General features: G+C 58.5%; 19 protein-coding genes. 8 read left to right on the top strand and 11 right to left on the bottom strand.

Annotation, left to right across the window (positions count from 1 at the left end; genetic code table 11):
- Nucleotides 1-3 precede the first annotated feature (3 nt).
- Nucleotides 4-1959, bottom strand: a complete 1956-nt coding sequence (acs, locus tag BS626_RS12880; protein WP_075182802.1) for an acetate--CoA ligase — start codon at nucleotides 1957-1959, stop codon at nucleotides 4-6.
- Between the two features lie 518 nt (nucleotides 1960-2477).
- On the opposite strand from acs, the gene gltP reads away from it, so the two are divergent.
- Nucleotides 2478-3785: a glutamate/aspartate:proton symporter GltP gene (gltP, locus tag BS626_RS12875; protein ID WP_075182801.1), complete on the top strand. Its 1308-nt coding sequence runs from the start codon at nucleotides 2478-2480 to the stop codon at nucleotides 3783-3785.
- Between the two features lie 211 nt (nucleotides 3786-3996).
- Nucleotides 3997-5541 carry a PAS domain-containing methyl-accepting chemotaxis protein gene (locus BS626_RS12870; RefSeq protein WP_075182800.1) on the top strand — a complete coding sequence of 515 codons (1545 nt, stop codon included), beginning with the start codon at nucleotides 3997-3999 and terminating at the stop codon, nucleotides 5539-5541.
- A 34-nt stretch (nucleotides 5542-5575) separates the two neighbouring features.
- On the opposite strand, the gene ridA is transcribed toward BS626_RS12870, so the two are convergent.
- The 4 genes from ridA to argF all read right to left on the bottom strand — a co-directional run bounded on the left by ridA (nucleotide 5576) and on the right by argF (nucleotide 8702).
- Nucleotides 5576-5962, bottom strand: coding sequence for a 2-iminobutanoate/2-iminopropanoate deaminase (gene ridA, locus BS626_RS12865; RefSeq protein ID WP_075182799.1), 387 nt, complete (start codon nucleotides 5960-5962; stop codon nucleotides 5576-5578).
- A gap of 109 nt (nucleotides 5963-6071) precedes the next feature.
- On the bottom strand, nucleotides 6072-6536 hold the full coding sequence (gene pyrI / locus BS626_RS12860) for an aspartate carbamoyltransferase regulatory subunit (RefSeq protein WP_075182798.1): 465 nt from the start codon (nucleotides 6534-6536) through the stop codon (nucleotides 6072-6074).
- Nucleotides 6537-6548: 12 nt separating this feature from the next.
- On the bottom strand, nucleotides 6549-7484 hold the full coding sequence (gene pyrB / locus BS626_RS12855) for an aspartate carbamoyltransferase (RefSeq protein ID WP_075182797.1): 936 nt from the start codon (nucleotides 7482-7484) through the stop codon (nucleotides 6549-6551).
- 216 nt (nucleotides 7485-7700) lie between these two features.
- Nucleotides 7701-8702, bottom strand: a complete 1002-nt coding sequence (argF, locus tag BS626_RS12850; RefSeq protein WP_075182796.1) for an ornithine carbamoyltransferase — start codon at nucleotides 8700-8702, stop codon at nucleotides 7701-7703.
- 155 nt (nucleotides 8703-8857) lie between these two features.
- On the opposite strand from argF, the gene rraB reads away from it, so the two are divergent.
- Both rraB and BS626_RS12840 read left to right on the top strand, forming a co-directional pair.
- Complete coding sequence (gene rraB, locus BS626_RS12845; RefSeq protein ID WP_075182795.1) at nucleotides 8858-9286, top strand: ribonuclease E inhibitor RraB; 429 nt, start codon at nucleotides 8858-8860, stop codon at nucleotides 9284-9286.
- Nucleotides 9287-9316: 30 nt separating this feature from the next.
- On the top strand, nucleotides 9317-10111 hold the full coding sequence (locus BS626_RS12840) for a tRNA-(ms[2]io[6]A)-hydroxylase (protein ID WP_240494308.1): 795 nt from the start codon (nucleotides 9317-9319) through the stop codon (nucleotides 10109-10111).
- Here the strand turns inward: BS626_RS12840 and BS626_RS12835 are convergent.
- The 4 genes from BS626_RS12835 to pepA all read right to left on the bottom strand — a co-directional run bounded on the left by BS626_RS12835 (nucleotide 10091) and on the right by pepA (nucleotide 15587).
- Nucleotides 10091-10600: a GNAT family N-acetyltransferase gene (locus BS626_RS12835; protein WP_075182794.1), complete on the bottom strand. Its 510-nt coding sequence runs from the start codon at nucleotides 10598-10600 to the stop codon at nucleotides 10091-10093. The two genes, BS626_RS12840 and BS626_RS12835, sit on opposite strands and share 21 nt — an antisense overlap.
- Before the next feature lie 71 nt (nucleotides 10601-10671).
- Nucleotides 10672-13527 (bottom strand): valine--tRNA ligase, encoded by a 2856-nt coding sequence (locus BS626_RS12830; protein ID WP_075182793.1) that lies wholly within the window; start codon nucleotides 13525-13527, stop codon nucleotides 10672-10674.
- Between the two features lie 6 nt (nucleotides 13528-13533).
- Entirely contained in the window at nucleotides 13534-13992 is a 459-nt protein-coding gene (locus BS626_RS12825; RefSeq protein WP_075182792.1) for a DNA polymerase III subunit chi, read from the bottom strand.
- Between the two features lie 83 nt (nucleotides 13993-14075).
- Nucleotides 14076-15587, bottom strand: a complete 1512-nt coding sequence (pepA, locus tag BS626_RS12820; RefSeq protein WP_075182791.1) for a leucyl aminopeptidase — start codon at nucleotides 15585-15587, stop codon at nucleotides 14076-14078.
- Nucleotides 15588-15842: 255 nt separating this feature from the next.
- Between pepA and lptF the strand changes: the two genes are divergently transcribed.
- Both lptF and lptG read left to right on the top strand, forming a co-directional pair.
- Nucleotides 15843-16943, top strand: a complete 1101-nt coding sequence (gene lptF, locus BS626_RS12815) for an LPS export ABC transporter permease LptF (protein WP_075182790.1) — start codon at nucleotides 15843-15845, stop codon at nucleotides 16941-16943.
- Nucleotides 16943-18019 carry an LPS export ABC transporter permease LptG gene (gene lptG / locus BS626_RS12810; protein WP_075182789.1) on the top strand — a complete coding sequence of 359 codons (1077 nt, stop codon included), beginning with the start codon at nucleotides 16943-16945 and terminating at the stop codon, nucleotides 18017-18019. The genes lptF and lptG overlap by 1 nt, the downstream gene beginning before the upstream one ends.
- A gap of 49 nt (nucleotides 18020-18068) precedes the next feature.
- Here the strand turns inward: lptG and BS626_RS12805 are convergent, their stop codons facing one another.
- Both BS626_RS12805 and BS626_RS12800 read right to left on the bottom strand, forming a co-directional pair.
- A complete protein-coding gene (locus tag BS626_RS12805) occupies nucleotides 18069-19100 on the bottom strand; it encodes a methyl-accepting chemotaxis protein (protein WP_075182788.1) in 1032 nt (343 codons plus the stop codon).
- 257 nt (nucleotides 19101-19357) lie between these two features.
- Nucleotides 19358-21739, bottom strand: coding sequence for a glucose/quinate/shikimate family membrane-bound PQQ-dependent dehydrogenase (locus BS626_RS12800; protein WP_075182787.1), 2382 nt, complete (start codon nucleotides 21737-21739; stop codon nucleotides 19358-19360).
- 293 nt (nucleotides 21740-22032) lie between these two features.
- Here BS626_RS12800 and BS626_RS12795 point away from each other — a divergent pair, with 293 nt between their 5' ends.
- Entirely contained in the window at nucleotides 22033-22665 is a 633-nt protein-coding gene (locus tag BS626_RS12795) for a LysE family translocator (protein WP_075182786.1), read from the top strand.
- Nucleotides 22666-22881: 216 nt separating this feature from the next.
- On the top strand, nucleotides 22882-24273 hold the full coding sequence (locus BS626_RS12790; protein WP_075182785.1) for a NarK family nitrate/nitrite MFS transporter: 1392 nt from the start codon (nucleotides 22882-22884) through the stop codon (nucleotides 24271-24273).
- Nucleotides 24274-24293: the final 20 nt, after the last annotated feature.

The following is a 24293-nucleotide window of genomic DNA, read 5'->3' as shown; positions in this document are numbered from 1 at the left end:
GCGTTATGGCATGCGAATGGACTGCTTCTCCTCCAGCAGTTTCTCTACTACGCCGGGATCGGCCAGCGTAGAGGTATCGCCGAGGTTACTGGTATCGCCGGTGGCAATTTTGCGCAGGATGCGGCGCATGATTTTGCCCGAGCGGGTTTTCGGTAAGGCATCCGTCCAGTGCAGGACGTCCGGGGTGGCGATAGGCCCAATTTCTTTGCGCACCCAGTTGCGCACGTCGTTATACAGCTCCGGCGAGGGCGCTTCACCGCTGTTCAGGGTGATATAGGCATACACCGCCTGGCCTTTAATATTGTGGGGGATCCCGACCACCGCCGCTTCGGCGATTTTCGGATGCGAGACCAGTGCAGATTCAATTTCCGCCGTGCCCAGACGGTGGCCGGAGACGTTGAGCACATCATCCACGCGGCCGGTTATCCAGTAATCACCATCCTCATCGCGCCTTGCGCCGTCGCCGCTAAAATAGCAGTTTGGAAAGGTGGAGAAATAGGTTTGCTCAAAACGGTCGTGATCGCCAAACAGGGTGCGGGCCTGGCCGGGCCAGGAATCAACAATCACCAGGTTCCCTTCGGTGGCACCGTCAAGAATGTGGCCTTCATTATCGACCAGCGCCGGTTTCACGCCGAAGAAAGGTTTGGTTGCCGAGCCGGCCTTCAGTTCGGTGGCACCCGGCAGCGGGGTAATCATGAAACCTCCGGTTTCGGTCTGCCACCAGGTATCCACAATCGGACAGTGGCCGTTGCCGATCTTTTGGTAATACCACTCCCACGCTTCCGGATTGATCGGTTCACCGACCGAGCCAAGAATGCGCAGCGAATCGCGATGAGTACCGGTAATGGCCTGGTCGCCTTCCGCCATCAGGGCGCGAATGGCGGTTGGGGCAGTGTAGAGAATCGTCACCTGGTGTTTATCCACCACCTGCGCCATGCGTGCCGGCGTCGGCCAGTTTGGCACCCCCTCAAACATCAGGGTGGTGGCGCCGCAGGCCAGCGGCCCATAAAGCAGATAGCTGTGACCGGTTATCCAGCCGACATCTGCCGTACACCAGTAGATATCCTCCGGGTGATAATCAAACACGTATTTGAAGGTGGTGGCCGCATACACCAGATAACCGCCTGTGGTGTGCAGCACTCCTTTAGGCTTACCGGTAGAGCCAGAGGTATAAAGGATAAACAGGGGATCTTCCGCCGCCATTTCTACCGGATGATGATGGGCTGACGCCTGGTTTACCTGCTCATGCCACCAGAGATCGCGATCCGCCTGCCAATACACGCTATTACCGGTGCGCTTAAGCACGATAACGTGATTCACCGTGGTCACCTTTGGGTTGGCCAGTGCGTCATCCACATTTTTTTTCAGCGGTATGGTTCGGCCTGCGCGGACCCCTTCATCGGCGGTAATCACCAGGCGCGCGCTGGAGTCGATGATGCGGCCGGCCACCGCTTCCGGGGAAAAGCCGCCGAAGATAACCGAGTGAATGGCACCAATACGCGCACAGGCCAGCATGGCCACTGCGGCCTCCGGCACCATCGGCATGTAAATCGCCACCACATCGCCCTTGCCGATACCCAGCCCGGTGAGCACATTAGCGAAACGGCACACGTCGCGGTGCAGTTCACGGTAGGTGAGCGTTTTACTGTCGCTGGCGTCATCGCCCTCCCAGATAATCGCCGGACGATCGCCGCGATCGTGCAGGTGACGATCAAGGCAGTTAGCCGCCAGGTTTAGCGTGCCGTCTTCGTACCACTTAATCGCAATGTTGCCCGGGGCAAAGCTGGTATTCTTCACGCGCGTGTAGGGGGTTATCCAGTCGATGATTCTGCCCTGTTCGCTCCAAAATGCCTCAGGATCCTGAATGGACTGCCGGTAAAGAGTCGCATACTGCTCTGGATTAATCAGGGTATGTTGCGCAATGTGCGCCGGAACGGGATGGGTCTGTCGTTGGCTCATGGCTGGTCTCCTTGAAGATGTTAATGATATGTCAATCAAAGGTTAAAGGCAGCGGCGATAACAGCTTTGTTTCTTTTTTGCGCCACAGATCACGCCCTGTCAACCAAAGAGTACACTGCATTTTTATTTATCAACGCGGGAGAGGCTGGAGCAGGCCAGATGGCGAAAACCGCTCAAAGCGTGAACGCGAGGCGGTTAAAATAACAGCAAACGGTTCATCCGAATTTTTAACCTGAGTGCGGGTTTTCTGACTGTTATACCGTTTTGATGCAGTGATATACCTTTTTATAACAGTAAGTTAGTAACTTCATCATTTAACAGGATAATCTCCTGCGCTATTCGCCAATTTTCTGGGTAAAACGGCAAGGGTTGCTTTTCGCTGGTGGAAAATGGTACTTATCATCGCCCTGATCTTCAGGCGCATACCATCACTTACCCCTCAAATTGTCATACTTTCCTTGGGTATGAAATCTTCCGCAGAGAAGGGCGGAAGAGGGGTTTTGTTAAGGAACTTAAAAATGAAAGGTTTTAAAATCAGCCTGGCATGGCAAATCCTCATCGCCCTGGCGCTGGGTATTGTCGTGGGAGCTATCCTGCATAATCAGCCGGAAAACCGTGAATGGTTAGTCGTTAACATTCTCAAGCCCGCTGGCGATATCTTTATCCATTTGATTAAAATGATTGTCGTACCGATCGTGATTTCCACCCTGATTGTGGGCATTGCGGGCGTGGGGGACAGTAAAAAACTGGGGCGGATTGGGGTCAAAACCATTCTGTACTTTGAGGTGATCACCACCGTTGCTATCGTGATCGGTATTACCTTAGCGAACGTATTTCAGCCCGGCAGCGGCATTGATATGTCCACGCTGGCCACGGTGGACATCTCCAAATACGAAGCAACAACCGCCGAAGTGGAGAGCGGGCCCCACAGTCTGGTCACCACCATTCTCGGCCTGATTCCGCAAAACATCTTTGCGGCGATCGCCAAGGGCGAAATGCTGCCGATTATTTTCTTCTCGGTGCTGTTTGGTATGGGGCTGTCGGCGCTGCCGAAGGCGCAGCGTGATCCGCTGGTTAACGTGTTTGGTTCCGTATCGGCAACCATGTTCCGCGTGACCAATATGATCATGCGCTATGCGCCGGTTGGGGTCTTCGCGCTGATTTCGGTCACGGTAGCGACCTTCGGGTTTGCCTCGCTGGTTCCGCTGGCCAAGCTGGTTATCCTGGTGTACGCCGCTATCCTGTTTTTTGCCTTCGTGGTCCTGGGGATCGTGGCGCGTATCTGTCAGCTACGCGTCACTACCCTGATGCGCATCCTGAAGGATGAGCTGATCCTCGCCTATTCGACCGCCAGTTCCGAGACGGTACTGCCGCGGATCATGGAGAAGATGGAAGCGTACGGCGCGCCGAAAGCCATCACCAGCTTTGTGGTGCCCACCGGTTACTCGTTCAACCTTGACGGTTCGACCCTGTATCAGAGTATTGCTGCGATCTTTATCGCCCAGCTGTACGGCATTGAGCTGTCGCTGGGCCAGGAGATTATTTTGGTACTGACCCTGATGGTCACTTCCAAAGGCATTGCCGGCGTACCGGGTGTCTCGTTCGTGGTGCTGCTGGCAACGCTGGGCAGCGTCGGTATTCCGCTGGAAGGCCTGGCGTTTATTGCCGGCGTGGACCGTATTCTGGATATGGCACGTACCGCACTCAACGTGGTAGGCAATGCGCTGGCGGTGCTGGTGATTGCCCACTGGGAAAAACAGTTCGACCGCGACCAGCAACAGGCGTATGAGCGCCAGATGAAGCCGCTGTCAGACAGCGCTTCCTGATCGCCGCCGCGGCGGGCCTGTCGGCCCGCCGCGGTCATGTCTGACGCCCCGCGTTCGCTCTTCTCTTCTTGCCCTTCCAGCCAGCCTTACGACCCGCCCACCGCAATCGCTATCAAAAATACCGCTGAGCAACTAAAGCTTCTCCGCCCGGATGCCGACAACAGGAATACCCCTTTCAAATTTAGGTTCTTTGGCACTGCGGGAAACCACTATGCGCAACAATCAGCCAGTCACGCAGCAGGAATACGTTTTTGACAGCACCGCCACTCTGATGTCGACCACCGATCCCGATAGCTACATCACCTACGCGAATGATGCATTTATCGAGGTGAGCGGCTTTACTCCAGAGGAGATCAAAGGACAGCCGCATAATCTCGTCCGTCATCCGGATATGCCGCAGGAAGCGTTTGCCGATATGTGGGACACCCTCAAGCAGGGAGAGCCCTGGAGCGCGCTGGTGAAAAATCGCCGCAAAAACGGCGATCACTACTGGGTGCGCGCCAACGCCGTTCCGGTGATTCGCGATGGCAGCGTCAAGGGCTACATGTCCGTGCGTACTCAGCCGGGTGATGAAGAGGTCGCGGCGGCAGAGCAGCGCTATCGGGCATTTCGCGAGGGGCGTGGCGGACGGTTTCGCTTTCATAAGGGGCTGATTGTGCGTACCGGCCTGATGCGCTGGCGAACGCTGTTTACAACCCTGCCACTGCGCTGGCGCCTGCGGCTGGCGATGATCGTCGCCCTGCCGTCCAGTACGCTGGCCGCCTGGGGATGCGGGATGACGCCGGGCGCGCTGGGGCTGTTCGGCGCGGTGATGGCCGCAGTACTGCTCATGCTCGGCGTCTGGCTGGAATCGCAGGTATCGCGACCAATGGAGCGGCTGTGCCAACAGGCGCTGCGGGTGGCCACCGGTGCCAGCCTGCAGGTAGAGCCAATGGATCGCGTCGATGAGGTTGGCATGACGCTGCGGGCGATTGGTCAGCTCGGCCTGATGTTCCGCTGGCTGGTGAACGACGTCAGCGGCCAGGCCATTACCGTGCTGAATGCATCGGACGCACTGCGCGCCGGTAATGATGAGCTGAGTCGCCGCACCGATCAGGCGGCGGCTAACGTACAGCAGACGGCGGCCACGATGAATGAGATGACCGCAACGGTGAAAAGCAACACTGAAACCGCTGCCGAAGTGAATGCGCTGTCGCGGGAAACCCGCACGGCGGCGGAGCAGGGCGGGCAGGTGATGGGCAGTATGATTCAGATGATGGCGGCGATTGCCGACAGTTCAAAGCAGATAGCCAATATTACCAGCATCATCGACGGCATCGCCTTTCAGACCAATATCCTGGCGCTGAATGCCGCGGTAGAGGCGGCGCGTGCCGGCGAGCAGGGCAAGGGGTTTGCCGTGGTCGCCGGGGAAGTGCGCAGCCTCGCCCAACGTAGCGCCAGTGCGGCCAGCGACATTAAAAAGCTGGTGGAAAATAGCGTAGCGCACGTGCATTCCGGCAGCCAACAGGCAGACGATGCTGGAAAAACGATGCAGGAAATTGTCGACCGGGTGCAAAACGTCACCACGCTGATGGCGCAAATCAGTTCCGCCACGGCTGAGCAGGCCACGGCGCTGACGGAGATCAGTCTGGCGGTTGAAGACCTCGACAACATCACCCATCAAAATGCCGCCCGGGTGCAGGAGGGTGCCGAGGCGTCCGGGCGCATGCATCATCAGGCGACACGGCTGGTGGAGGCTATCTCGGTCTTTCGCTAGCCAATGAGGGCGGTAGCACGCCCTCCCTCGGCGATCAGCGACGGACGGCGATGGCTTCAATCTCGATCTTAACGTCCTTCGGCAGGCGCGCCACTTCGACGCAGGAACGGGCCGGGAAAGGGGCGTCGTGGGCAGAGAAAAAGGCCTCGTAGGTGGCGTTGACGGTAGCAAAATCGTTGAGATCTTTAACGAAGACGGTGGTCTTCACAATATCTGCAACTTTCAGGCCGGCGGCCTCCACAATCGCCTGCACGTTGGCCAGCGACTGCCGGGTCTGTGCGGCAATATCTTCTGCTACCGTACCGGTCTGGGGGTTCACCGGAATCTGACCGGAGGTGAGGATCATGTTGCCTAAATCTACCGCCTGAACGTAAGGACCGATAGCGGCGGGAGCGTTTTCCGTATTGATTGCGCGAGACATAGTTTCTCCATTATTAACAGGGGCAAAGCCTGCGTTATCTGCCACGGACAAGGCGCTTATCCGCGATTGCACCCCCGCCTGTGGCGGGGTGTGGTCCCATTATAGGCTATCAGGCCTCGCCGACCACCACCTGATGGGCAAAGCCTTTTTCGCAATACTTACAGGTCAGGATCACCTCGCCGTCGCGCTGCCTGACTGCAAAGCTGGAACACACCGGCTCGCTGCGGCTGATGCAGTTGCCGTTCGGACAAACCAGCACCCGCTCAATCCGGTCGGGCAGCGTCGGTGAGATCTTTCCGACCACCTCATACTCATCGATGCGGTTCACCGTCGCGTGCGGGGCATATACCGCCAGCTGATTAATCTGATCGTCGGTGAGAAAGGTATTCTCAATCTTGATCAGATCCTTACGCCCCAGCTCGCCGGAAGGCAGGTTCAGACCAATAGTGATACGCTGATCGGTTTCGGTCAGGCGAAACAGCGTCAGTAATTTGAAGCCCACCTGCGCGGGGATGTGATCGATCACCGTGCCGCGCTTGATGGCTTCAACCTGCAGTTTGTTATCGTGGGTCATGGCAAGCTCTCCTTACAGGATGGGATCGGCGTTCAGTACCAGTGCCAGCAGCGCCTGGCGGGCAAAAATGCCGTTACCGGCCTGCTGAAAGTACCAGGCGTGCGGGGTGGCATCGACATCGGTGGTGATCTCATCAATGCGCGGCAGCGGATGCAATACCTTCATATTGGCGCGCGCGCCGGCCAGGTCGGCCGCGCGTAGCACAAACTGTGCCTTCACATTGGCATATTCGGAGGGATCCAGCCGCTCCTTCTGCACCCGCGTCATATAGAGAATATCCAGCTGCGGGATCACCGCCTCCATGCTGTCATGACGGCTCCACGTGATGCCCCTCTCATCCAGCATATCGGTAATATAGGCCGGCATTGCCAGCGCATCCGGGGCGATAAAGCAGAAGCGATTACCGTCAAATTTGGCCAGCGCCTGGGTCAGAGAGTGGACGGTGCGTCCATACTTCAGATCGCCGACCATGGCGATGGTCAGGTTCTCCAGCCGCCCTTGGGTTTCCTGGATAGTAAAGAGATCCAGCAGGGTCTGCGTCGGGTGCTGGTTGGCACCGTCTCCGGCGTTGAGGATGGGTACGCCGCCGGAAAACTCGGTGGCCAGTCGCGCCGCGCCCTCCTGCGGGTGACGCATCACAATCGCGTCAACGTAGGTGCCAATTACCGACAGCGTGTCCGCCAGCGTTTCGCCTTTTTTTCCCAGCGAGGTATTGCTGCCGTCGGCAAAGCCCACCACTGATGCGCCCAGCCGGTGAATCGCCGTCTCAAACGAGAGGCGGGTGCGGGTCGAGGCCTCAAAGAAGCAGCTGGCAATCACTTTATGCTTCAGCAGCTCGGGCTGCGGCGCGGCTTTCAGCCGTGCGGCGGTCTCCAGCACCCGCTCCAGATCATCGCGACTCAGGTCATTGATTGAAATAATATGTTTACGATACAGCGGGTTGGCCATGCTTCCCTCCTGACGATTGCGGGTATAACGGGTGATTGCCGGACAAAAAAAAGCCCCTGCAATGAGGGGCTGTGTGACGATCGGGATCGCGGAAGAAAACCAGCGCGCCGCCAGCGTTGAGGCGGGGATGAGCGGCAATGTTGTCGGTGCTCTGGCGCATGGTTCCTCCCGGCAAATTGTCGGGCATTATACGCAATCGTTACCGTCTGGCAACCCTCACGTCAGCGTCGCCACCATGACCGCTTTAATGGTATGCAGACGGTTTTCGGCCTGATCAAACACGACGCTGCTGGCGGATTCAAACACGTCGTCGGTCACTTCCATGCCGCCGTGCAGCCCGTACTGTTCAGCCATCTGCTGGCCCAGCGTGGTGTGATCATCGTGGAAGGCGGGCAGGCAATGTAAAAATTTCACCTGCGGATTACCGGTCTTCGCCAGCATCGCGCGATTGACCTGATAGTCGCGTAGCAGGGCGATGCGCTCTGCCCAGACGGATTTTGCCTCGCCCATGGATACCCACACGTCGGTGTAAATAAAGTCGGCGTCTTTCACGCCATCATCGATGGTATCGGTCAGGGTGATGCGTGCGCCAGTCTGGGCACCGGCCGCGCGGCAGGCAGCGACCAGCGCTGCATCGGGCCAACAGGCTTTTGGTGCCACCAGCCGCAGATCCATCCCGGTCAGCGCTGCTGCTTCCAGCAGGGTATTTCCCATGTTATTCCGCGCATCACCCACGTAAGCCAGCACCATATCGCTCAGCGCTTTTTCCGGCAGGTGCTCCTGCATGGTCAGCAGATCCGCCAGCAGCTGGGTGGGATGAAACTCATCGGTCAGGCCGTTCCACACCGGTACACCGGCGTGCTGTGCCAGCGTATCGACCAGCGCCTGGCCATGGCCGCGGTACTGAATCGCGTGATACATGCGCCCCAGCACCCGAGCCGTGTCTTTTATCGACTCTTTATGGCCAATCTGACTGCCGCCCGGCCCCAGATAGGTGACGTTAGCACCCTGATCAAACGCGGCAACTTCGAAAGAGCACCGGGTGCGGGTCGAGTCTTTTTCGAAGATGAGCGCGATATTTTTCCCGGCCAGGCGGCGTGGCTCATGCCCGCTGCGCTTTTGCGCTTTCAGCTCGGCGGCCAGTGCCAGCAGAGCCTGAAGCTCAGCCGGGGTAAAATCCAGAAGCCGGAGAAAATGACGCTGCGTAAGCTGTCCCATAGCAGATTCCTTTTTTATTGAATTAAAATTCAATTTATATGGGTGTTTATGCAAAATCAACCCCGGCGGTCGGAATCTTTCTCACCAGCTATAGTGGTTCATGAAACGGTATGTGAAAATAGCGGCACGTCTGCCGCACCTGAGAGGATATCGTTATGGCAAATGAAGAATTACTGGAAGAGCAGCGCGAAGAGACGCGGCTGATTATTGAAGAGCTGCTGGAGGATGGCAGCGATCCTGATGCGCTCTATACCATCGAACATCACCTCTCCTGCGACAGCTTCGACGCGCTGGAAAAGGCCGCCGTGGAAGCGTTTAAGCTGGGCTATGAAGTGACCGAGCCGGAAGAGCTGGACCTGGACGACGGTAGCACCGTGATGTGCTGCGATATCCTGAGCGAATCGGCACTCAACGCCGAGTTGATCGATGAACAGGTCAAGCAGCTGGTGGTGCTGGCTGCGAAGTTCAACGTCGACTATGACGGCTGGGGCACCTATTTCGAAGATCCCAATGCGACGGATGATGATGACGGCGACGACGACGCGACCGGCATTGACGAGGATGATAACGGCGTCCGCCACTGATTTTGCTATCGGGCGGGCATGTGCCCGCCCATGATCCTGTCAAAAAAAATGATTACTCAACTGCTTGAACCCATTCACGCTTTCCTCCACTGTCGCACGCCCGAAGCGTGGATTGCGGAAGCGCGCAAACCGGACAATCTCACGCTGCTGCTCACCGATCACCTGGTGTGTGAGCTGAAGGCGGCGCAAACCGCCACCTGGCTGATTCGAAAGTACGTTGCTGATAAGCCGAGCAGCGAGCGCATTCACGGCTGGCTTAAACCCTGGGAAGATTTTATCTACCGCGAACATCACGACAGTGATTTTCTGCATGCCAATCGGCACCTGAGCAAAGGGGTCATTGCGCGCCGTCCGCTGCCGTGGGCGGACGATCTGGTCGAAAAAATGATGTTGTTGATCAAAGAGGAGCTGCATCACTTCTATCAGGTGTGGGAAATCATGCAGGCGCGCGGAATACCCTATCAAAAGATGACCGCCAGCCGCTATGCGAAGGGGCTACTGCGTGAGGTAACCACCCATGAGCCGGACACGCTGGTCGACAAACTGATCTGCGGCGCCTACATAGAGGCACGATCCTGTGAACGCTTCGCCTGCCTGGCACCGCATCTGGATGATGAGTTGGCGCGCTTCTATGTGTCGCTACTGCGTTCGGAGGCGCGCCACTATCAGGACTATCTGGCGCTGGCGGCGCAGGTCTCGCCAACCGACATTGCGCCGCGCGTGCGCCAAATTGGCGAAGCGGAAGCGCGCCTGATTAGCGAGCCGGATAGCGAGCTGCGCTTTCACAGCGGGCTGCCGGCCTGGTCAGCGCAACAGATCCCGTAGCATACGGATTTCACAGTCGCCGTGCCCGGTCTTGCCCAGCGGCGCGTCAAGATGGATAAAGCCCAGCTGCTCGTACAGGGCGACAGCCTGGCTCAGGGCGGCGGTGGTTTCGAGATAACAGCGTTTAAAGCCCCGCTGGCGGGCAAAATCCAGCGCGCGGCGCACTAACTCTCTGGCCGCTCCCTGACCGCGGGCCGCGGGCAGCAGGTACATTTTTTGCAGCTCACAGATGTCGGCTTCTCCTCCCGCCAGCGGCGCAATGCCGCCACCGCCCACGACCTTATCGTGCTGTACAACCACCCAGTACGCACTGTCAGCGGTAGCGTAAGCTTCGTACAGATCATCAAGCTGAGGGTCGGCGACCGCAAAGCCTTTATCGGCGGTCAGGCCAAACTCGGCGGACACGGTGCGGATAATGGCGGCGACGGCGGCGTTATCGTCGGGCTGCAGTAAACGAAACTGCAGCGGTGAAGCAGAACGTTGCGTCATAACAGATCCTGTTTGTTAGCGAAAAAAAGGGCCGCCCGGAGGCAGCCCTGATGGATCACACTCACGGGGCGTTACAGGGCGGCAATCACACCCTGCTGCTCAATCAGCTTGATTTTTGCCTGCTCAAACTCCGCCATGCGCTCGCGCTCTTTAGCGACGACCGCTTCCGGGGCGCGCGAGACAAAGCCTTCGTTAGCCAGCTTGCCGGCAATTTTGCCGACTTCCACGTCCAGCTTGGCAATCTCTTTCGCCAGACGCTCCAGCTCGGCGGCTTTATCTACCAGTCCGGCCATCGGGATCAGCAGTTCGGCACCGTCGATCAGTTTGGTCACCGACACCGGACCTTTTTCGCCGGCGGCCAGCAGGGTCAGGCTTTCCAGACGCGCCAGCTTCTGCAGGAAGCTGCGGTTCTCCTCGACGCGGCGCTGTGCTGCCGGTGAACAGTCGCGCAGCAGCACGTCCAGCGGTTTGCCCGGTGCGATGTTCATCTCGGCGCGAATGTTGCGTACCGCAATGATCGCCTGTTTCAGCCACTCGGTATCCGCCAGCGCCGCGTCGTCGGTGCGGGTAGCATCAACCTGCGGGAACGGCTGCAGCATGATGGTATCCTCGGTGATACCCTTCAGTCCTTTTACGCGCTGCCAGATGGTTTCGGTAATAAACGGAATAATCGGATGTGCCAGACGCAGCAGCGCTTCCAGCACCGTCACCAGCGTGTGGCGGGTGCCGCGCAGTTCGGCTTCGCTACCGCTGCTCATCACCGGTTTGGTCAGCTCGAGATACCAGTCGCAGAACTGATTCCAGGTGAACTCATACAGCACGTTGGCCGCGATATCATAGCGATGGCTGTCCAGCGCGTCGCGGAAGGCCTTCACCGTATTGTTGAATTCGGCCAGGATCCAGCGGTCCGCCAGCGACAGCACCTGCTCACCGCCGCTAAAGCCGCAGTCGTGATCCTCGGTGTTCATCAGCACAAAGCGGCTGGCGTTCCACAGCTTATTACAGAAATTACGGTAGCCCTCCAGGCGCTTCATATCCCAGTTAATGTCGCGTCCGGTCGAAGCCAGCGCCGCGAGGGTGAAGCGCAGCGCATCCGTGCCGGTCGGCTCAATGCCGTTCGGGAACTGCTTTTCGGTGCGCTTACGGATTTTCTCCGCCAGCTGTGGCTGCATCATATTACCGGTGCGTTTTTCCAGCAGATCCTCAAGGCTGATACCGTCGATCATATCCAGCGGGTCAATCACGTTGCCCTTGGACTTCGACATTTTCTGCCCCTCTTCATCGCGGATCAGCCCGGTCATGTACACGGTCTTAAACGGCACCTGCGGCTTGCCGTTTTCATCTTTGATGAAGTGCATGGTCAGCATGATCATGCGGGCGATCCAGAAGAAGATAATGTCGAAGCCGCTTACCAGCACGCTGGTAGGATGGAAGGTGCGCAGCGCTTCAGTATTTTCCGGCCAGCCGAGGGTCGAGAAGGTCCACAGGCCGGAAGAGAACCAGGTATCCAGCACGTCATCGTCCTGACGCAGCACCACGTCAGCGGCCAGCTGGTTGTCGGCGCGTACTTCGGCTTCGTTGCGGCCGACGTAGACGTTGCCGGCGTCGTCATACCATGCCGGTATGCGGTGGCCCCACCACAGCTGACGAGAGATACACCAATCCTGGATATCGCGCATCCAGGAGAAGTACATATTTTCGTACTGCTTCGGTACAAACTGAATTTCGCCCTGCTCGACGGCCTCGACCGCCACTTTTGCCAGCGGCGCGGTACGGACGTACCACTGGTCGGTCAGCATCGGCTCGATCACCACGCCGCCGCGGTCGCCGTAAGGCACCGTCAGATCGTGTGGTTTAATCTCTTCCAGCAGGCCCAGCGCCTCCACGGCAGCCACGATCGCCTTGCGGGCGGCAAAGCGCTCCAGCTTCTGGAAGGCGGCGGGCAGGGTGCCGTCGATACCGCTGTACTCTTTACCGTGGGTGTCAAAGACCTCAGCCACTTCGCGGACGTCGCCGTCGAAAGTGAAGATATTGATCATTGGCAGCGCGTGGCGCTTGCCCACATCGTAGTCATTAAAATCGTGTGCCGGGGTGATCTTCACGCAGCCGGTGCCTTTTTCCATATCGGCATGATCGTCACCGACGATGGGAATGCGGCGGCCGACCAGCGGCAGCTCGACATACTGGCCGATCAGATCTTTGTAGCGCGGATCTTCAGGGTTGACCGCCACGCCGGTATCGCCCAGCAGGGTTTCCGGACGGGTGGTGGCCACCACCAGGTAATTTTTGCCTTCCGCGGTTTTGGCGCCGTCGGCCAGCGGATAGCGGATATGCCACATAGAGCCTTTGGACTCGCGGTTTTCCACTTCCAGATCGGAGATCGCAGTACGCAGTTTCGGATCCCAGTTAACCAGACGCTTACCGCGGTAGATCAGGTCTTCCTTGTACAGGCGGACAAACACCTCTTTCACCGCATTGGACAGGCCATCATCCATGGTGAAACGCTCACGCTCCCAGTCGACGGAGTTGCCCAGGCGACGCATCTGGCGGGTGATGGTACCGCCAGATTCGGCTTTCCACTGCCAGATTTTATCGATGAAGGCTTCGCGGCCGTAATCGTGACGCGTTTTTCCCTCTTCAGCGGCAATCTTGCGTTCCACCACCATCTGCGTGGCAATGCCCGCGTGGTCGGTGCCCGCCTGCCACAGGGTGTTTTTACCCTGCATCCGCTGGTAGCGGATCATCGTGTCCATGATGGTTTGCTGAAAAGCGTGACCCATGTGCAAGCTACCGGTCACATTCGGCGGCGGGATCATGATGCAGAAGCTTTCCTGAGAGGTATCGCCATTTGGCTTAAAGTAGCCCTGCTGTTCCCAGTGCTCGTAGAGCGGCTGCTCGATATCTTGCGGGTTATATGTCTTGTCCATTCTCTGCTATGTCGTTTGCGGCTGTGGCGGCGCAGCCGTATTCAAGTGGAATCCGACGCTGCGATAGGCTTTATAGCGTTCGCGCGCCAGCTGTTTCTGTGCATCGTCGTGAGGGACGAAGTCTATCACTTCATGGAAAGCGGTGGCAAAATCTGCCAGCTGCGGCAGCAGGCTAATCAGCAGATCGCGTGGGGCATTGCCGCGCCGCTGTGGCCACGCCAGCTCCACCGGTGCGCCATACTTCGGTCCTTCACCGGCGAGGTTATGCGGTACAAAGGCGTTGGCCGGCCGCTGCCAGAGCGCTTCATCCAGGCGGATGGCCTGCTGCTCATCTTCGCAGGCGATCAGGATCCGCTTCCCGCTGCGCCAGTGGAGGGCGGCGAGATCGCAGACCAGCGCCTCGACCGTGCTCAGGTTGTCACTCTGCGCATCCGTGTTCAGCAGGTAGAAGGTGGCGTTTTTCATGTTCCGTTTCTCCGACGGGGCGAAGGGACCCTCGCCCGCGGTCTGGCGGCAGACAGGGCGGGAGCATCCCGCCCACTACCGCGTTATTCGTCGCCGTTCAGCCCGGCGCGATTGAGCAGGAACTGAGACAGCAACGCTACCGGACGGCCGGTAGCGCCTTTGGCTTTGCCGGAGCGCCAGGCGGTACCGGCAATGTCCAGGTGCGCCCAGTTATACTTGCGGGCAAAGCGCGCCAGATAGCAGCCGGCGGTGATCGCTCCGCCCGGACGGCCGCCGATGTTCGCCATATCGGCAAAATTCGACTCCAGCTGCTCCTGATATTCGTCGGCCATCGGCAGGCGCCAGGCGCGATCGCCGGCCTGCTCGGAGGCGCCGATCAGCTCATGAGCCAGCGGGTTGTGGTTAGACAGCAGGCCGCTAATATGATGACCCAGCGCAATGACGCAGGCGCCGGTTAGCGTCGCGACGTCAATCACCACGTCCGGATCGAAGCGTTCGACGTAGGTCAGGGTGTCACAGAGCACCAGGCGGCCTTCGGCATCGGTATTCAGCACTTCTACCGTCTGTCCGGACATGGTGGTCAGTACATCACCCGGCCGCATTGCGCGGCCGTCCGGCATGTTCTCACAGCCGGCCAGTACGCCGACGATGTTTAGCGGCAGGTTCAGCTCTGCCACCATGCGCATCACGCCGTACACTGCCGCCGCGCCGCACATGTCATATTTCATCTCGTCCATCGCTTCCGCGGGCTTCAGCGAAATCCCGCCGGCATCAAAGGTCAGGCCTTTGCCCACCAGAACGATCGGCTTGCTCTCGGCATCCGGATTGCCTTTGTACTCAATCACGGACATCAGGGATTCGTTTTGCGATCCGGCACCCACCGCCAGATAGGCGTTCATGCCCAGCTCTTTCATCTGCTGTTCGCCGATGACGCGGGTAGTGATGTTCTGGCTAAACGCGTCGGCCAGCTGCCGAGCCTGCGACGCCAGATAAGCCGGATTACAGATATTTGGCGGCATATTGCCGAGATCTTTTGCCGCTTTAATCCCGGCCGCAATGGCCAGACCGTGCTGGATGGCGCGCTCACCGCTGGTCAGCTCGCGGCGAGTTGGCACATTGAAGACCAGCTTACGCAGCGGACGGCGCGGCTCCACTTTGTTGCTTTTCAGCTGGTCAAAGGAGTAGAGGGTTTCCTTGGCGGTTTCCACCGCCTGACGCACTTTCCAGTAGGTGTTGCGGCCCTTGACGTGCAGTTCAGTGAGGAAGCACACCGCCTCCATCGAACCGGTATCGTTCAGGGTGTTGATGGTTTTCTGAATGACCTGCTTATACTGACGCTCATCCAGCTCGCGCTCTTTGCCGCAGCCGATCAGCAGGATACGTTCAGAAAGAATGTTCGGTACGTGGTGCAGCAGCAGGGTTTGCCCCACTTTGCCTTCCAGTTCGCCGCGGCGCAGCAGTGCGCTGATATAGCCATCGCTGATTTTATCGAGTTGTTCGGCGATGGGTGACAGACGACGCGGTTCGAAGACGCCCACGACGATGCAGGCGCTACGCTGCTTTTCCGGGCTACCGCTTTTTACACTGAACTCCATGCACTCTCCTGAATCTTAAAGACAACGGCGTCCGCTACCGTTAGAATGTGTGGCTCAAAACCTGGCGCACAACAAAGTGTCAAACGGACGTCAGAGTTTGTTTTGGTGATTTTTTTTGCAACTTCATCCCCAAAACGCGATTGTTGTCATACCATTTTAGCTATGACGTCAGCCATTGATGAGAAAAAATGGCGAATAAGCGATGAAACTAGCGATTTTCCTGCAAAAAGACAAGTTTTCACAGGCGTATGAAGCGTGATCATCATAAGATATCTGGTTCGGGAAACCCTTAAAAGTCAGCTGGCTATACTGTTTATCCTGCTGCTGATCTTCTTTTGTCAAAAGTTGGTCAGGATCCTCGGTGCGGCCGTGGATGGCGAAATTCCCACAAACTTAGTGCTGACCCTGCTGGGACTGGGCGTGCCGGAAATGGCGCAGCTCATCCTGCCGCTCAGTCTTTTTCTGGCGATTTTGATGACGCTCGGTAAGCTCTATACCGACAGCGAAATCACCGTTATGCACGCCTGCGGCCTGAGCAAAGCGGTGCTGGTCAAAGCCGCCGGAGTGCTGATGCTAATGACCGCCACGCTGGCGGCGGTCAACGTCCTGTGGCTGAGCCCCTGGTCGTCGCGATACCAAAACGAGGTCACGCAGAACGCCAAAGCGAATCCCGGCACCGCGGCGCTGGCCGCCGGCAAGTTTACGCCGTCGGGTGACGGCAATTCGGTGCTGTTCATTGAGCGCGTCAACGGCCGCGAGTTTCACAACGTCTTCCTCGCCCAGCTGCGGCCAAAGGGTAATGCCCGTCCGTCGGTGGTACTGGCGGACGGCGGCCATATGAGCGAGCGCGCCGATGGCTCCCAGGTGGTGACGCTTGATAAGGGGACCCGCTTTGAGGGCACCGCGCTGCTGCGCGACTTCCGCATCACCGACTTTGTGAATTATCAGGCCATCGTGGGACATCAGGCGGTGACGCTGGACCCCAACGATGCCGATCAGGCACCGCTGGCCACGCTGTTTACCAGTGACAAACCGGAGTTTCGTAGCGAACTGCACTGGCGGTTGACGCTGGTCTTCTCGGTGCTGGTGATGGGGCTGATGGTGGTGCCGCTCAGCGTGGTGAACCCGCGCCAGGGACGCGTGCTGTCAATGCTGCCGGCGATGCTGCTTTATCTGATTTTCTTCCTGCTGCAAAGCTCGCTGCGCTCCAACGGCGCCAAAGGTAAGCTGGACCCGGCCATCTGGATGTGGCTGGTTAATCTCAGTTATCTGGCGCTTGCGGTGGTACTGAACCTGTGGGATACCGTGCCGATGCGCCGCCTCCGTGCGCGCTTTACCCGCGGAGGGTCCGTCTGATGTTTGGCGTTCTTGATCGTTACATTGGTAAAACCATCTTTAACACCATCATGATGACCCTGTTCATGCTGGTATCGCTGTCGGGAATCATCAAATTCGTCGATCAGCTGCGAAAAACCGGGCAGGGGGAGTATTCGGCCTCGGCCGCCGGACTCTATACGCTGCTCAGCGTACCGAAGGATATCGAGATCTTCTTTCCGATGGCCGCGCTGCTGGGCGCGCTGCTCGGACTGGGGGCGCTGGCACAGCGCAGTGAGCTGGTGGTGATGCAGGCATCCGGCTTTACCCGCCTGCAGATTGCCGGATCGGTGATGAAAACCGCGATTCCGCTGGTGCTGCTGACCATGGCGGTCGGCGAATTTTTGGCGCCGCAGGGAGAGCAGTATGCGCGTAACTACCGCGCGCAATTAATCTCCGGCGGCTCGCTGTTAGCCACGCAGAGCGGCCTGTGGGCAAAAGACGGCAACAACTTCATCTATATTCAGCGCTTAAAAAGCGATAACGAAGTCAGCGGCGTCAGTATCTACACGTTCAACGATCAGCGTCGACTGCAAACCGTACGCTATGCTGCATCGGCCACCTACGATCCCGACAGCCGCAGTTGGAAACTGTCGCAGGTGGATGAATCAAATCTGACCAACCCGCTGCAGATCACCGGCAGCCAGACCCTGACCAGCGAATGGAAAACTACCCTGACGCCCGACAAGCTGGGCGTGGTGGCGCTGGATCCGGATGCGCTGTCGATCAGCGGCCTGTATAACTACGCCAAATACCTGAAGCAGAGCGGTCAGGAGTCCGGACGTTATCTGCTGAATATGTGGAGCAAAGTGTTCCAGCCGCTGTCGGTGGCGGTGATGATGCTGATGGCGCTGTCGTTTATCTTTGGCCCGCTGCGTAGCGTATCGATGGGCGTACGGGTGATCACCGGTATCAGCTTTGGCTTTCTATTCTACGTGCTGGATCAGATTTTTGGTCCGCTCAGCCTGGTCTATGGCCTGCCACCGTTCCTCGGTGCGCTGCTGCCCAGTGCGGCCTTCCTCGCGTTCAGCGTGCTGCTGCTGCTGAAGCGGCGCTAGCCATGACCCTCTCCGGGGCGGAAGCGATTTCCGCCCCTTTTTTATGCGCTTACTCGCGCTGTTCAATCACACCGTACCAGCCCAGCCCTTGATAGCTCTCGTACCCCGGCGTCAGCGCGAAAGCGACGGTGCGTCCGGGCTCAGGCTGCCAGATACCGCCTGGCCGGCCGCCGGTGCGCAGATCGAAGGCCTGACCCAGCGACAGCGCCGGATCGGAGCTGGCAATCACGCGGCACTGTGAATCCAACAGCATACAGCGAGTGCGCACCCACTCTGCCTCACTCAGACGCACGCTGCTGACCACCGTTTGCGCCTGCGGCGCCCAGTCAAAGAAGATCAGCAGTGCGCCAACCGGTTTACCGTGCGTCGCCCCCTGTTCACGGATTGCCGTGGCGTAGGTGGCGACCGCGGCGTTGTCCAGCAGCGGCAGGGAGGTGATATCCGCCGTTTGATAGTCGTTACCGCTGGCGGTGTTCAGCGCCTGTTTCACCACCGGCAAATGACCGACGTTTTTGCCCCGCACCGGGTAGCGCCCCTCCCGTCCACTGGCCAGCACGCGACCTTGCACATCGGTGATCCAGATATCCAGGTACACGGTATAGCTGCTCAGGATCACCGCCAGCCGTTCGGCAGCGTGCCGGCAGCAGGATGGCTCCGGTGAGGTTGCACAGTTAACCACGGCGGCATCGGTCGCCCACCAGCGAACGTCGCACGAGCGTTCATACAGGTTGCGATCGATGATATCGATCATATTCAGCGCCAGGTCTGCGTAGCGATGTTGCTCATGCTGCTGCAGCTGCTGGATCATCGCATCGCCCAGGTGCGTTAGCCGGGTCAGCGCACCGGCCAGCTCCTGGTTCAGACTGGTAGTCATGGCCGCGATAGCGGTTGAGACCTGTTTGACCTGATTGGCAACCACGGCAAAGCCGCGTCCGGCTTCTCCGGCGCGGGCCGCTTCAATCAGGGCATTCAGGGCCAGAAACGTGGTCTCGCGATTAATGTCATTAATATCCGCAATCTTACCGTTTGCCAGACGGCGAATATGGTGGCTCAGTTCTACGATGTCGCGTGGGTTTGCCATAGTTCGAACAGCCCTCTGGGCATAGCGCAATGAATTCAGCCGAAGCAATGCGGCCTGAGTCTCTCTGCAGGGTAAACCGACGGCGTCCGGCTTGTCAGCAGCGCCTGGGCAGGCGGGAAGGGGGATTTGGCTTAAGTCACGGAGAGGTGAGCTAACTTACTGGCGAAAAAGCTATTTTTTAGCGATATGAAAATCGTATGACAGCGGATAAAAAAAGGGCGGGGAAAACCCCGCCCGGCGATCGCAGAGAAGGAAAATTACTTCTCGTCTGGCAGCGCGAAGGCGACCAGTGCATCACCCATCTTGGTACCGAAAGAGCCATGTCCACCGGCCATGACCACCACATACTGCTTACCGTCAACCTCATAGGTCATCGGCGTGGCCTGTCCGCCTGCCGGCAGACGAGCCTGCCACAGCAGCTCACCGGTATTGGTGCTGAAGGCGCGCAGGTAGTTATCCGCCGTTGCCGCGATAAAGAACACGTTACCTGCGGTAGTGACCGGGCCGCCGAGCATCGGCATACCCATCTTGAACGGCAGCGGTACGGGCGCGCTGTCGCGCACGGTCCCAATGCGTTTTTTCCACACCACATCGTGGGTTTTCAGATCGATGGCGGTAATGTAACCCCAGGCCGGCTGTTTACACGGCAGGCCAAACGGTGACAGGAACGGATTCAGTTCCACGCCGTAGGGGACACCATACTGCGGCTGGATACCGGATTCGCTGCCGGTACCGGCGGCGCCTTTTGGCGGCTCCATCGGGTTACCCGGACCGCGCGGAATCAGCTTGGAAGTAAACGGCAGCGCCATCGGGTTAGCAATGGCAATCTGACGGTCGGTATCAATCGCCAGGCCTCCCCATTCGAACATCCCCAAATTACCCGGGAATACCAGCGTGCCTTGCTCTGACGGCGGAGTAAAGATGCCCTCGTAGCGCAGCTGGTGGAACATTACGCGGCACACCAGCTGATCAAACAGGGTGGCTCCCCACATGTCTGCGCCGGTCAGGTCGTTCTTCGGACGGAAGCTCAGGTCGGAGAACGGCTGTGTCGCGGAGAGGCGATCGCCTTTTGCCGGGCCTTGCGGAACCGGTTTTTCCGGCGCTGGCACGACCGGCTCACCGGTGCGGCGATCCAGAACGAAGATGTTGCCGGTTTTGGCCGGTGCGTAGATTACCGGTACGGTCTGACCGTTTTTATCCGTAATATCCGCCAGGGTCGGCTGAGCCGGCAGGTCCATGTCCCACAGATCGTGATGCACGGTTTGATAGGACCACGCCAGTTTACCGGTGGTGGCGTTCAGCGCGATGACGCTGCTGGCATAGCGTTCCTGCTCTGGCGTGCGGTTACCGCCCCAGATATCCGGCGTGGTCACGCCCATTGGCAGATAAACCAGGTCCAGTTTGGCGTCATAGGCCGCCGGCGCCCACGAGTTTGGCGAGTTCAGCGAGTAGCTCTTACCGTCAGCCGGGATGGCGTTCGGATCTTTGGCGCCCGGATCGAACGCCCACAGCAGCTTGCCGCTGTTAACGTCAAATCCACGGATCACGCCGGATGGCTCGCGAGTCGAGTAGTTATCGGTCACCGCACCGGCAATCACGATTGTGGTATCGGTAATGATCGGCGGCGAGGTTGGCTCGTACATACCCGGGGTTTTTACCGGCTGCAGGTGTTGCAGGTCGAGCTCACCGTTGTTGGCGAAGTCCGCGCAGCGCTCTCCGGTTTTCGCGTCCAGCGCAAACAGGCGACCATCGTTGACCGGCAGCAGGATGCGACGGGCACACATGGCGGCCTGCGATTTATCCGCCAGCGCTTTCACTTCCGGGGTTTCATGGTAAGAGACACCGCGGCAGGTTACGTGTTGGAAGCTCGGGTCGGTTTTCAGCTGCGGATCAAACTTCCACTTCTCTTTACCGGTCGCTGCATCCAGCGCGTGCAGAATCTGGTGCGGCGTGCAGAGGTACAGCATGTCACCGACTTTAATCGGCGTCACTTCGTTGGTTATCTCACCCGGATCGCTGTCGCGCTTGACGTCGCCGGTATTGAACGTCCACGCCGGCTGCAGATTCTTAACGTTGCTTTCGTTAATCTGCTTAAGCGGTGAGTAGCGGGTGCCTTCCTGATCGCGGCCATAGGCCGGCCAGTCAGCATCGGCAATGTTCGGATGGCTGCTGGCGGCCTGGCCGGCGGCGGGCAGCGTCCCGTTCACTTCCTGCGGGTCGTTAAAGCCCGCCCAGGTCAGCGCGGCGGCGCAGGCCAGCAGTACCACCAGCATCGCGCTGATGCCCGCTTTACGCGGCGCGTGGAAGAAGCGGAAGACGAACGGCAGTATCAGCCAGACGCCAAAAATCACCAGTACGCCCGTACGCGGTGCCAGCGCCCAGAAGTCAAAGCCGACCTCCCAAATTGACCACGCCAGCGTGGCCAGCAGTAATAATGCGTAGATGACCAGCGCGCGGCTGTTGCGCCGCCACATCATCACCGCAATCATCAGCATCACCGCGCCGCTGATGACGTAATACCATGACCCGCCGATCGCGGCCAGCCAGGCGCCTCCGGCGAGCAGGTAGATGCCCGTCAGCGTGGCGAATAGCGCCGTCAATATGCCGATGATGCGTGAAGGAGAGGAGCTGTCTCCCATAATGTTAACCTCTTAATTTGCCATAAACCTGGTGCACAATAACGCTGTGCCCGATGAAACAGGGTAAAGATGAAGGCATCCAGCTGTTGTGCGTCTCTTCCATAAGCGCTGCAGTCCGTGTAATAAGAATTTTATATTAAGTGTTAAAATTTTTTGTGTTTTTTTGAGTGGTTACTCAACTGAATAACTAAATTTTCAACAATTGTCAGTTTTTCAGAGGCATACTGAGGTGAATTTCATCGGGTCCCCCGCGCGTAGCGCCTCAGGCCCGGCTCAACGCACTGGACCAGGATATGCTACCATTTTCCAACGGATTTTTACTCAGTCTGTCACTCTGTCTCGACATTGGCATCGCCAACATCGCGATGCTCACGCTGGCGATGCAGCGCGGGTATTTTCATGGGCTATGGCTGGGTCTGGGGACCTGCGTGGGCGACATGATTTATGCACTGCTGGCGCTGGTGGGGATGAGCGTTCTGCTGCAGTTCACCAGCGTGCGCTGGGCGCTGTGGCTCGGCGGCAGTGCCGTGCTACTGTGGTTCGCCGGTAAAATGCTGCTGACCGCGCTGCGCCAGCATCATGCGATCCCGCTGACGGCGAGAGCGCAGGCCCGACCGCCGCGGCGAGAGTTCCTGCGCGGGATCGTACTGGCCATGTCCTCGCCCAGCGCCATTTTATGGTTTGCCAGCGTGGGCGGCGCGCTCATCGCCCGCATGGGGCAGAGCGGTACCGCCACCGCCGGCCTGTTTCTCGGTGGCTTTCTGACTGCAGGGATCGTCTGGAGTGCGCTGCTGTGCGCGGCCGGATCGCTCGGGGGGCGGGTATTGGGCAGCCAGCTGCTGCGCTACTGCTACTTTGCCTCAGCGCTGATTTTTAGCTATTTCGCCGTTTATGTGATGATCTCCGGCTACCGCGAATTCTTCTAATTCCGCCTGTGCGCCCGCCTCTTTTCACCGCGTTAATCCGCTTAGTAGCAGGTGTGTCCTGCGATTTATTTTAATAAAATTAGTAAGTTATATCGATAACACCTGCCGCTGGGCGCGGTGAGAAACGGCATTTTTATTGATGTGACGCAGTATTCCACGCGGCATTCCCCCCTACATTGCTCATCACATCAGCACGCAACAGATGGTCTGAGAGGGATGAAGGGGGACGGTGTGGAAAAACCAACGCAGCGCGGACTTTTAACGGAGTGGAAACCTGACGATGCCCGCTTCTGGCATGCAAGCGGGCAGGCCATCGCCCGAAGGAATTTAGGGATATCGGTCGCGGCGCTGCTACTGTCATTTTGCGTCTGGCAATTATTCAGTGTTGTCGCGATCAATCTGAATAAGGTCGGCTTTCATTTTTCCACCGATCAGTTATTTATGCTCACCGCGCTTCCTGCGCTGTCCGGCGCCTTACTGCGGGTGCCTTACTCTTTTATGGTGCCCATGGTCGGTGGCAGAACGTGGACAATGATCAGCACCGCCCTGCTGATTCTGCCCTGCGCCTGGCTGGGCTATGTGGTGCAGCATCCCGACACCGGATACGGGGTTATGGTGCTTATTGCCCTGCTGTGCGGCTTTGCCGGCGCTAATTTCGCTTCCAGCATGGGCAATATCAGCCTGTTTTATCCTAAAAACCTGCAGGGCAGCGCGCTGGGTATCAACGGCGGTCTGGGTAATCTCGGCGTGAGCGTGATGCAGCTGATTGCGCCGCTGGTAATGAGCGTGCCGCTGTTCGCCTTTTTCGGCGCTGACGGTGTGACCCAGGCGGATGGCAGTGCATTGTGGCTGGCCAATGCCGCCTGGATTTGGGTGCCGCTGCTGGTACTGGCCACGCTGGCCGCCGGGTGGGGAATGAATGACATTGCCGGCTTTCGCGCCTCGATACGTGAACAGCTGCCGGTGCTGCGGCGGCTGCATTTGTGGCTGCTGGGCCTGCTTTATCTGGCGGCGTTTGGCTCGTTTATCGGCTTTTCTGCCGGCTTTGCCATGCTGGCGAAAACGCAGTTTCCGGCCATTGACATCGTCCGGCTGGCGTTTTTTGGTCCGCTGCTCGGGGCGCTGGCGCGCTCCGCCGGTGGGATGCTGTCCGACCGGTTTGGCGGCGTACGCGTAACGCTTATCAATTTTATCCTGATGGCGCTGTGCTGCGCCTTGCTCTTCCTGACCCTGCCTGGCGGCGGTGATGAGGGGAATTTTCCGGCGTTTTACGCCGTGTTTATGGGGCTGTTTATCACCGCCGGACTGGGCAGCGGCTCCACCTTCCAGATGATTGCTGTCGTTTTTCGGCGTCTGACGCTGGCGCGAGTGAAAGCGCGCGGCGGCAGCGATGCCGCTGCACAGCACGAGGCCGTCACCGACACCGCCGCCGCGCTGGGCTTTATCTCCGCCATTGGCGCGCTGGGCGGCTTTTTTATTCCGAAAGCATTTGGCACCTCGCTGGCGATGACCGGTTCACCGGTCGGCGCAATGAACCTCTTCCTGATTTTTTATGTCGTTTGCGTGCTGATCACCTGGTGCGTCTACGGTCGCCATGCGGCGAGCTAACCCTGTTGGCAGGAGAATAT

Source organism: Pantoea sp. 1.19 (genome assembly GCF_001922585.1).
Taxonomy (GTDB): Bacteria; Pseudomonadota; Gammaproteobacteria; order Enterobacterales; family Enterobacteriaceae; genus 1-19.
This window is presented reverse-complemented; position numbering and strand designations above follow the sequence as displayed.

What these genes read in the sequence shown, in the direction of transcription:
- acs (WP_075182802.1), bottom strand. Translation starts at nt 1,959, where the DNA reads ATGAGCCAACGACAGACCCATCCCGTTCCGGCGCACATTGCGCAACAT.
- gltP (WP_075182801.1), top strand. Translation starts at nt 2,478, where the DNA reads ATGAAAGGTTTTAAAATCAGCCTGGCATGGCAAATCCTCATCGCCCTG.
- BS626_RS12870 (WP_075182800.1), top strand. Translation starts at nt 3,997, where the DNA reads ATGCGCAACAATCAGCCAGTCACGCAGCAGGAATACGTTTTTGACAGC.
- ridA (WP_075182799.1), bottom strand. Translation starts at nt 5,962, where the DNA reads ATGTCTCGCGCAATCAATACGGAAAACGCTCCCGCCGCTATCGGTCCT.
- pyrI (WP_075182798.1), bottom strand. Translation starts at nt 6,536, where the DNA reads ATGACCCACGATAACAAACTGCAGGTTGAAGCCATCAAGCGCGGCACG.
- pyrB (WP_075182797.1), bottom strand. Translation starts at nt 7,484, where the DNA reads ATGGCCAACCCGCTGTATCGTAAACATATTATTTCAATCAATGACCTG.
- argF (WP_075182796.1), bottom strand. Translation starts at nt 8,702, where the DNA reads ATGGGACAGCTTACGCAGCGTCATTTTCTCCGGCTTCTGGATTTTACC.
- rraB (WP_075182795.1), top strand. Translation starts at nt 8,858, where the DNA reads ATGGCAAATGAAGAATTACTGGAAGAGCAGCGCGAAGAGACGCGGCTG.
- BS626_RS12840 (WP_240494308.1), top strand. Translation starts at nt 9,317, where the DNA reads ATGATCCTGTCAAAAAAAATGATTACTCAACTGCTTGAACCCATTCAC.
- BS626_RS12835 (WP_075182794.1), bottom strand. Translation starts at nt 10,600, where the DNA reads ATGACGCAACGTTCTGCTTCACCGCTGCAGTTTCGTTTACTGCAGCCC.
- BS626_RS12830 (WP_075182793.1), bottom strand. Translation starts at nt 13,527, where the DNA reads ATGGACAAGACATATAACCCGCAAGATATCGAGCAGCCGCTCTACGAG.
- BS626_RS12825 (WP_075182792.1), bottom strand. Translation starts at nt 13,992, where the DNA reads ATGAAAAACGCCACCTTCTACCTGCTGAACACGGATGCGCAGAGTGAC.
- pepA (WP_075182791.1), bottom strand. Translation starts at nt 15,587, where the DNA reads ATGGAGTTCAGTGTAAAAAGCGGTAGCCCGGAAAAGCAGCGTAGCGCC.
- lptG (WP_075182789.1), top strand. Translation starts at nt 16,943, where the DNA reads ATGTTTGGCGTTCTTGATCGTTACATTGGTAAAACCATCTTTAACACC.
- BS626_RS12805 (WP_075182788.1), bottom strand. Translation starts at nt 19,100, where the DNA reads ATGGCAAACCCACGCGACATCGTAGAACTGAGCCACCATATTCGCCGT.
- BS626_RS12800 (WP_075182787.1), bottom strand. Translation starts at nt 21,739, where the DNA reads ATGGGAGACAGCTCCTCTCCTTCACGCATCATCGGCATATTGACGGCG.
- BS626_RS12795 (WP_075182786.1), top strand. Translation starts at nt 22,033, where the DNA reads ATGCTACCATTTTCCAACGGATTTTTACTCAGTCTGTCACTCTGTCTC.
- BS626_RS12790 (WP_075182785.1), top strand. Translation starts at nt 22,882, where the DNA reads ATGAAGGGGGACGGTGTGGAAAAACCAACGCAGCGCGGACTTTTAACG.